General features: G+C 67.0%; 8 protein-coding genes, 2 tRNA genes and 1 pseudogene. 8 read left to right on the top strand and 3 right to left on the bottom strand.

The window, feature by feature from the left end:
• Window positions 1–282: pseudogene (locus tag Q8Q88_RS06145) on the bottom strand (proline--tRNA ligase); the annotation flags it as partial.
• Window positions 283–383: 101 nt separating this feature from the next.
• On the opposite strand from Q8Q88_RS06145, the gene Q8Q88_RS06140 reads away from it, so the two are divergent.
• The 3 genes from Q8Q88_RS06140 to Q8Q88_RS06130 all read left to right on the top strand — a co-directional run bounded on the left by Q8Q88_RS06140 (window position 384) and on the right by Q8Q88_RS06130 (window position 2120).
• Window positions 384–833, top strand: a complete 450-nt coding sequence (locus Q8Q88_RS06140) for a MaoC family dehydratase (RefSeq protein WP_305674316.1) — start codon at window positions 384–386, stop codon at window positions 831–833.
• A gap of 120 nt (window positions 834–953) precedes the next feature.
• Window positions 954–1454 carry a hypothetical protein gene (locus tag Q8Q88_RS06135; protein ID WP_305674315.1) on the top strand — a complete coding sequence of 167 codons (501 nt, stop codon included), beginning with the start codon at window positions 954–956 and terminating at the stop codon, window positions 1452–1454.
• Window positions 1455–1529: 75 nt separating this feature from the next.
• Entirely contained in the window at window positions 1530–2120 is a 591-nt protein-coding gene (locus Q8Q88_RS06130; RefSeq protein ID WP_305674314.1) for a TMEM175 family protein, read from the top strand.
• Here the strand turns inward: Q8Q88_RS06130 and Q8Q88_RS06125 are convergent.
• Window positions 2117–2938, bottom strand: a complete 822-nt coding sequence (locus Q8Q88_RS06125; RefSeq protein ID WP_371129814.1) for a serine protease — start codon at window positions 2936–2938, stop codon at window positions 2117–2119. The two genes, Q8Q88_RS06130 and Q8Q88_RS06125, sit on opposite strands and share 4 nt — an antisense overlap.
• A 325-nt stretch (window positions 2939–3263) precedes the next feature.
• On the opposite strand from Q8Q88_RS06125, the gene Q8Q88_RS06120 reads away from it, so the two are divergent.
• The 3 genes from Q8Q88_RS06120 to Q8Q88_RS06110 all read left to right on the top strand — a co-directional run bounded on the left by Q8Q88_RS06120 (window position 3264) and on the right by Q8Q88_RS06110 (window position 6102).
• Entirely contained in the window at window positions 3264–5348 is a 2085-nt protein-coding gene (locus Q8Q88_RS06120; RefSeq protein ID WP_305674312.1) for a S9 family peptidase, read from the top strand.
• Window positions 5345–5890, top strand: a complete 546-nt coding sequence (locus Q8Q88_RS06115; RefSeq protein WP_305674311.1) for a GNAT family N-acetyltransferase — start codon at window positions 5345–5347, stop codon at window positions 5888–5890. Before Q8Q88_RS06120 ends, Q8Q88_RS06115 begins: the two co-directional genes overlap by 4 nt.
• A gap of 74 nt (window positions 5891–5964) precedes the next feature.
• Window positions 5965–6102 carry a hypothetical protein gene (locus Q8Q88_RS06110; RefSeq protein WP_305674310.1) on the top strand — a complete coding sequence of 46 codons (138 nt, stop codon included), beginning with the start codon at window positions 5965–5967 and terminating at the stop codon, window positions 6100–6102.
• A 33-nt stretch (window positions 6103–6135) separates the two neighbouring features.
• Here the strand turns inward: Q8Q88_RS06110 and Q8Q88_RS06105 are convergent.
• Window positions 6136–6209 (bottom strand) — tRNA-Gln (locus tag Q8Q88_RS06105).
• Window positions 6210–6352: 143 nt separating this feature from the next.
• Here Q8Q88_RS06105 and Q8Q88_RS06100 point away from each other — a divergent pair.
• A tRNA-Pro gene (locus tag Q8Q88_RS06100) sits at window positions 6353–6429 on the top strand.
• Window positions 6430–6658: 229 nt separating this feature from the next.
• On the top strand, window positions 6659–7506 hold an 848-nt coding region (locus Q8Q88_RS06095), incomplete at its 3' end, for a transposase (protein WP_305674309.1).

Here is a 7506-nt window from a genome sequence, read left to right as displayed (position 1 = left end):
CATCTCCTTGGCGAAGCCCTCCACGTGCTCGGCCTCCTTGGCGAAGAAGCCCAGGGGGATGAACAGCGGGAAGTAGCAGTTGTCGACGCCCATCGCCTTGATGCGCCGGTCCATGGTCTGCTGGATCCGCTCCCAGACGCCATAGCCCCACGGCTTGATGATCATCGAGCCGCGCACGGGCGACAGCTCGGCCATGTCGGCCTCGCGGACGATGGCCTGGTACCAGTCGGGGAAGGTCGATTTGTTGCCGGTCAGCCGGCTGACGGAAAGAGCGCGTTGCATGGGGGCTGTTTAAAGTCGGAAACGGCCACGTCAAAGCCTTGCTCGGGTCCAAGCGGACGCTTATCCCTCGAACACCTGTTTCAACGATGAGGGAGAAGATGATGAACCCGGTGGAGTTCAAGGACCTACCCGGCCTGGTGGGCCAGGAAGTCGGCGTGTCGGACTGGGTCGAGATCAGCCAGGACCGCGTCAACCAATTCGCCGAAGCCACCGGCGACCATCAGTGGATCCACGTCGACGTCGAGCGCGCCACGCGCGAGATCGGCGGCCCGATCGCCCACGGCTATCTGACCCTCTCCCTGATCCCGATGCTGGGCGCCGGCATGCTGCCGGTGAAGGGCGTGACCCGGGGCATCAACTACGGCTCCGACAAGGTGCGCTTCATCAACATGGTCCGGGTCGGCAAGCGCGTGCGCATGCGCCAGAAGCTGATCGGCGCCGAACCCAAGTCCGGCGGCATGCAACTGAAGAACGAATGCACCATCGAGATCGAGGGCGAGGCCAAGCCCGCCTGCATCGCCGAGACGATTTCCGTCATCTACGGGGCGTAAAGCGCTCCCGGCGCCGTCCCTCCTCCTCGTGAGGAGGGATAGGTGGTCCGGATCAGTTTCGACGACCTTTCCGGTTTACACTTGTAGTCGCCTCCTTCATGTTGATTACAAGCGTAATCCATGGAGCGGATGATGAAGGCGATTGCAGGCGGACTGGCGATGGCGGCGATGGCGGCGATGGCGGCAGACGCCGCGGCCGCGGAGCCCTCGGGCAAGTCCTTTTGCTGCGGAGCCAAGCTAAGCATGACCTTCGCCGAGGCGGGGTGGGAGGTGAGGCTGCTGTCGGTCATCCTCTGGGGCGTGGCGATTACCGCCGTATTCATCTGGCTCCACACTCTCGCACGCCTGGGGACGACGCGAGGGGTCGGTGCTGTGCGTCCGCTCGCCTTCCTTCGCGCCTGGACCCTGGGCGGCCCGCTGCTGGCTATCTCCCACAGCGCCTATTTGATGATGAACAACTTCGTCGCGGTCTACGCCTACCCGCCCGTGGCATCCTACCAAGCCTACGCGCCGGGCCTGGCCGAGGTGTCGATGGTTCTGTGGGCGGGATTTCTCGCCGGCGGCGTCGCGGCTCTGGCGCATGCGCACCTCAAGGGCCGCGTTCTTTCAGCCTCCTCCTAGCGCGGGCCGCCCCCTAGCTTCGCCGCGGGGCTTGCGCCATCCTCGCCGCCGACCCCACGACAATGCGAGGACCCGATGAATCGCAACAGGTTGACGGCGTTCACCGACGCCGTCCTCGCCGTCATCATCACGATCATGGTTCTGGAGATGAAGGCGCCGCACGGCGCGAGGCTCGAGGACCTGGTCGAACTCTGGCCCGTGTTCGTGAGCTACCTGCTCAGCTTCATCTACGTGGCCATCTACTGGAACAACCACCACCACTTCTTCCAGCTGGTGAAGACCGTGGACGGGACGATCCTGTGGGCGAACATGCACCTGCTGTTCTGGCTCTCGACCATTCCGTTCACGACAGCATGGATGGGGGAGAACAACTTCGCCCCGCTTCCGACGGCGCTCTACGGCGGCTCTCTGCTCCTGTCGGCGATCGCCTGGCTCATCATGCAGGCGGCGATCATCCGTCAGCAGGGCCCCGACTCGCCCCTGCGGCGCGCGCTCGGCCGCGATCTGAAAGGTAAGGTCTCGCCGTTCGTCTATCTGGCCGGCATGGCCCTGGCCTTCGTGAACACGGCCGCCGCGGACCTGCTCTATGCCGGCGTGGCCCTGGCCTGGCTGATTCCCGACCGCCGCATCGAGACGATCATCCCTGAAGGGTCGCCGCCGGCCTAGTCCCGCGCCACGGCCTCTTCCGCAGAGGCCGCCTTGGCGCCGGCGAACACCTCGGTCCGCGCCTGGGTGACCGGGGCGGCGGGGTTGTCGATCAGGGCGATGGTCTCGCGGATGAAACTGGCGTGGGTGACGATGCCGATCTCCAGGCGCTCGCTGTTCAGCTCCACCTGCTGGGTCAACAGGCCGGCGATGAACTGGACCTCCGTGGCCTCGGACGCGCCCAGGCGGCGGCGCGCGGCCTGGGACATGAACACGGGACCGCCCGAATTGCCCGGGAAGACGGAGAAGTCGAGCAGGAAGGTCGGGAAGACCTTGGCCGGGGCCACCGGGAACGAGGCCACGCGACCGGCCCTTAGGATCGGGAAGCCCGCCTGGTTGGCGGCCAGGCCGCGGGGGAAGCCCAGCGCCATCATCTCGTCGCCGGCGCCGACCTGGTTGGTCTTGAAGGTGTCGTCCTCGGCCAGCCACGAGAGCGGGATCGCCGCCTTGGCGAAGGGCTCGGGCGCGGTGATCGAGATGGCCGCCACGTCGCGGGACGGATGGGCCGTCCAGAGCTTGCCGCCGCCGGTGTCGCGGATGCGCAGCGTCTGGGGCGAATAGCTCCAGCTGCCGTCGGGATTGGCGATGCGGTAGCCGATGCGCGCCTCGGCGCCCGGCATCTTCGCCAGGACGTGGTTGGCGGTGACCAGCACCGTGCGCGGCGCTCCGTCGGGGCCTGCGGAGGTGATCAGAAAGCCGGTGCCGACGGTGCGCGTACCGTCGCCCAGCGGTTGCTCGAGCTGAACGGTTGCGTGGATCAGCTCCACTGAAAGGTCCATGACCATTGCCCGCCCCCTTTACGCCACAAATCGTACGCCCAAGACACTCCATTAGATGTTTAAGAACATGGTTAACGCCTAGGCCGCGAGCCCCGCCCAGACTGCGCCCGATCGCCGCGCCCTGCCGCCGACGCAAGCCGGCGGATCCGCTAAAATACACATGAAATCAACGTGAAGGGCTCCGATCACGCCAGCGCGCGACCCAAGGTTCCCTATGTTCACGATCTGATGACCTGAACGCGCCCTATTAAGAAGTGGCCGCCGGGACACGCTCCGCGCGCATCGGGCCTTGAGAGCCCGCGCCGGGCGTCGCATGTAGCGGGCCATGAGCGCTCCCAAACCTCCCGTCGCCCGCCGCGATCCCAAGACCCTCCAGCAGCTCGGGCGCACGCGCACCGACGACTATGCCTGGATGAAGGACGAAAACTGGAAAGAGGTGCTGCGCGACCCCAAGGTCCTGCGCGCCGACATCCGCGAGCATCTCGAGGCCGAGAACGCCTACACCAAGTCCATGCTGGCCGGCACCGAGGCCCTGCAGGCCCAGCTGTTCGCCGAGATGAAGGGCCGCATCAAGGAGGACGACTCCTCGGTCCCCGCCTCCGACGGCGCCTGGGACTATTATGTGCGCTACGAGATCGGCGCCGAGCACCCGGTCCACGGCCGCCGCCCGCGCGGCCGTTCCGACGGCGAGGTGGTGCTGCTGGACGAGGACGCTCTGGCCAAGGACAAGGCCTTTTTCCAGGTCGGCGCGGCCCATCACAGCCCCGATCACCGGCTCTATGCCTGGGCCGCCGATGAGCAGGGCTCGGAGTATTACACGATCCGGGTCAAGGACCTGGCGACGGGCGAAGCCCTGCCCTTCCAGATCGACAGCGCCTATGGCGACTTCACTTTCTCGCCGGACAGCCAGTGGCTGTTCTGGATCTGGCGCGACGAGAACGCCCGGCCCTCCAAGGTCTTCCGTCGCCCGGCGCGGGGCGGCGAGGACGTGCTGGTCTATGAGGAGAAGGACGAGGGCATGTTCCTGGGCGTCGGCAAGACCTCCGACGACAGCCACATGGTCGTTCACGTGGGCAACCAGGAGACCACCGAGGTCTGGCTGATCCCGGCCGGCGACCCGACCCGGCCGCCCTTTGTGGCCGAGCCCCGGCGCGTTGGTGTGAAGTACGAGCTCGACCACTGGACCGACCGCTGGGTGATCCGCACCAACGCCGATGGCGCGGTGGATTTCAAGCTGATGGCCTCGAGCGCGGAGATCCCGGCCAAGTCGAGCTGGACCGAGTTCGTCCCCCACCAGCCCGGCCGCTACATCACCGGCTTCGCGGCCTTCGCCGGTCACCTGGTCCGCGCCCAGCGGGTCAACGCCCTGGACGAGATCGTGGTCATGGCCCGCGAGGGCGCCGAGCATGTGGTTGCATTCGACGAGGAGGCCTACGCGCTTTCCCTGGAAGGCGGCTACGAGTACGAGACCAGGCTGACCCGCTTCGTTTACCAGTCGCCGACCACACCCCGGCAATGGTTCGACTACGACATGACCTCGCGCGAGCGGACCCTGCGCAAGACCCAGGAGATCCCCTCCGGCCACGACCCCGAGCGCTATGTGGCGCGACGCCTCTACGCCACCGCAAGCGACGGCGCCGAGGTGCCGATCACCGTCCTGATGCTGAAGGACACCCCGCTGGACGGCTCGGCGCGGCTGCTGCTCTACGGCTACGGCTCCTATGGCCACGCCATGGAGCCCAGCTTCTCGATCCGTAATCTCAGCCTGGTCGACCGTGGGTGGATCTGGGCCGTGGCCCATGTGCGCGGCGGCTCGGACAAGGGCTGGGGCTGGTTCCTGGACGGGCGCAAGGAGAAGAAGACCAACACCTTCACCGACTTCATCGCGTGCGCCGAACACCTGGCCGCCAACGGCTACGGCGCGTTGGGCGAGATGGCCGCCTATGGCGGCTCGGCGGGCGGCATGCTGATGGGGGCGATCGCCAACCTGCGGCCCGAGCTGTGGAGCGGGGTCATCGCCGCGGTGCCTTTCGTCGACGTGCTGAACACCATGAGCGACACCACCTTGCCGCTCACCCCGCCGGAATGGCCCGAATGGGGCAATCCCATCGAGGACGCGCAGGCCTATGACCGCATCGCGTCCTACAGCCCCTATGACCAGGTCGCGCCCAAGCCCTATCCAGCGATCCTGGCCACCGGCGGCCTGTCGGATCCCCGCGTCACCTATTGGGAGCCGCAGAAGTGGGTGGCCAAGCTGCGCGAGAACACGACAGGCCGCGCGCCCATCCTGCTCAAGATCAACATGGAGGCCGGCCACGGCGGCGCCTCGGGCCGTTTCGACTTCCTGAAGGAGATCGCCCTGGACTACGCTTTCGCCATCTGGGCGGCGGATCGGGGCTGGGAGAAATGATCGTCAGGCCGTCTCTCGCGACCGACGCCGCGGCGCTGGCCGCCATCTACGGCCACCATGTGCGGCATGGCTTCGGCACCTTTGAAGAGATTCCGCCCACGCCTGAGGACATGGCCGGACGCCGCGCGGCCATCGTCGAGCGCGGCCTGCCTTATCTGGTGGCCGAGGATGCGGGCCAGGTGCTGGGCTTCGCCTATGCCGGGCCGTTCCGGCCGCGGGCGGCCTATCGCTACACGGTCGAGGACAGCGTCTATGTCGCCCCCGAGGCCATGGGCCGGGGCGTCGGCAAGGCGGTGCTCGGCGAAGTCCTGAGCGCCTGCGAGGCCCTCGGGATCCGCCAGGTGGTGGCGGTGATCGGCGACAGCGGCAACGCCGGCTCCATCGCCCTGCACCGCGCCCTGGGCTTCGAGCCCTCCGGCGTCGGCAAGAGCTTCGGCTTCAAGCACGGGCGATGGGTCGACATCGTCTGGATGCAGAAGGCGCTGAACGGTGGAGACACCACCAGCCCGGACGCCCCGGGACTCTCGCTCGGCGGCGGCTGACCCAAGCAGAGCCATGGCCCGCGACTTGCGCGGGATGGCGCGAAGACCTTCGCGCCGTCCCAAAGGAGTCCACCGTGCGCCTGAACCTCCGCCGCAACGCCGTCCACTGGGCGCGCAGCGGCCTCACCGTCATCCTGGCCGGCTTGGCCCTGCTGGCGCTGATCCAGATCGGCCTCTTCGTCCGCGTGCTGACGCAGAGCATGGCCGGTTGAGGCCGGAGGCCGTCTTCGGGTCGTGGGAGAGATTGGCTGGGGAACTAGGACTCGAACCTAGAATGACGGTACCAAAAACCGCAGTGTTACCATTACACCATTCCCCAGCAGGAACGGCGCGCGGGCCAGGGCCCGCGGCGAGGGCGTGGAGATAGCCCAACCGAACCGGCGATGCAACGCCTCCGCAAAAGCTTGTTTCACGGCCGCTTGCGGCGCTGCGGGGGCTCCTCTATAAGGCGCGCTCTCAAGTCGGAGTGTGGCTCAGTCTGGTAGAGCACCGCGTTCGGGACGCGGGGGTCGCAGGTTCGAATCCTGCCACTCCGACCAACTCGTCTGGCGCCCAACCAGGCACTTCAGGGACCGCGGAATTCGTCCGACAAGTCGGCGAGTTGGGCCCCCATTTCCCAGACATTTGGCTCTCCGAGAGCCCGAAGAACGGCCTACATCAAGGATTTCTAGGCTTTCTCTCCCGGCTGATACTGTTGATTTAGTCGGCTGTTGATCGGCTGCTGGTGTCGTGATTCCCTTGTCGTTGTTGGCTTTGGAGGCCATGGCGATGATGGGGACGCAAGACGCTCCGCCGCAGCTGTTCTACGATTTCCGCCTCGACGATCACGTGCCGCAGGACCATCTGCTCCGGCGGATCGATCGGTTCCTGGACCTGGAGCCGGTGCGTGAGCAGCTCCGCCCGTTCTACTGCTCGATCGGTCGTCCCTCGATCGATCCGGAGCTGATGATGCGGATGCTGATCGTCGGCTACGCCATGGGCATCCGCTCGGAGCGGCGGCTGTGCGAGGAGGTGCATCTAAACCTCGCCTACCGATGGTTCTGCCGGCTCGGGCTGGACGGCAAGGTCCCGGACCATTCGACGTTCTCGCGCAACCGCCACGGCCGCTTCCGCCAGAGCGACATCCTGCGGCGGCTGTTCGAGAGCGTGGTCGAGCGCTGCCTGGCCGAGGGCCTGGTGGGCGGCGAGGGCTTCGCCGTCGACGCCAGCCTGATCGCCGCCGACGCTAACAAGCAGCGCTCTGTTCCGGGCGAGGACTGGCGGCCGCCGCAGGACGCCGGCGTGGCGGTCCGGGAGTACCTCGAGCGGCTCGATGACGCCGCCTTCGGCGCGGCCAGCGAGACGATGCCCAAGTTCATTTCACGGTCCGATCCGGCCGCGCAGTGGACCGGCGCCCACAAGGGCCACGCCTTCTTCGCCTACGCCGCAAACTACCTGATCGACACCGAGCACGCCGTCATCGTCGATGTGGAGGCTACCCGGGCCATCCGCCAAGCCGAAGTCGGCGCCTCGCGCACGATGCTGGACAGGACCGCCGAGCGCTTCGGGCTCAAGCCCGATCATCTGGCCGCCGACAGCGCCTACGGCTCGGCGGCAAACCTCGCCTGGCTGGTCCG

The sequence above is a fragment of the Phenylobacterium sp. genome, from assembly GCF_030697925.1.
Classification (GTDB): domain Bacteria; phylum Pseudomonadota; class Alphaproteobacteria; order Caulobacterales; family Caulobacteraceae; genus Phenylobacterium.
This window is presented reverse-complemented; position numbering and strand designations above follow the sequence as displayed.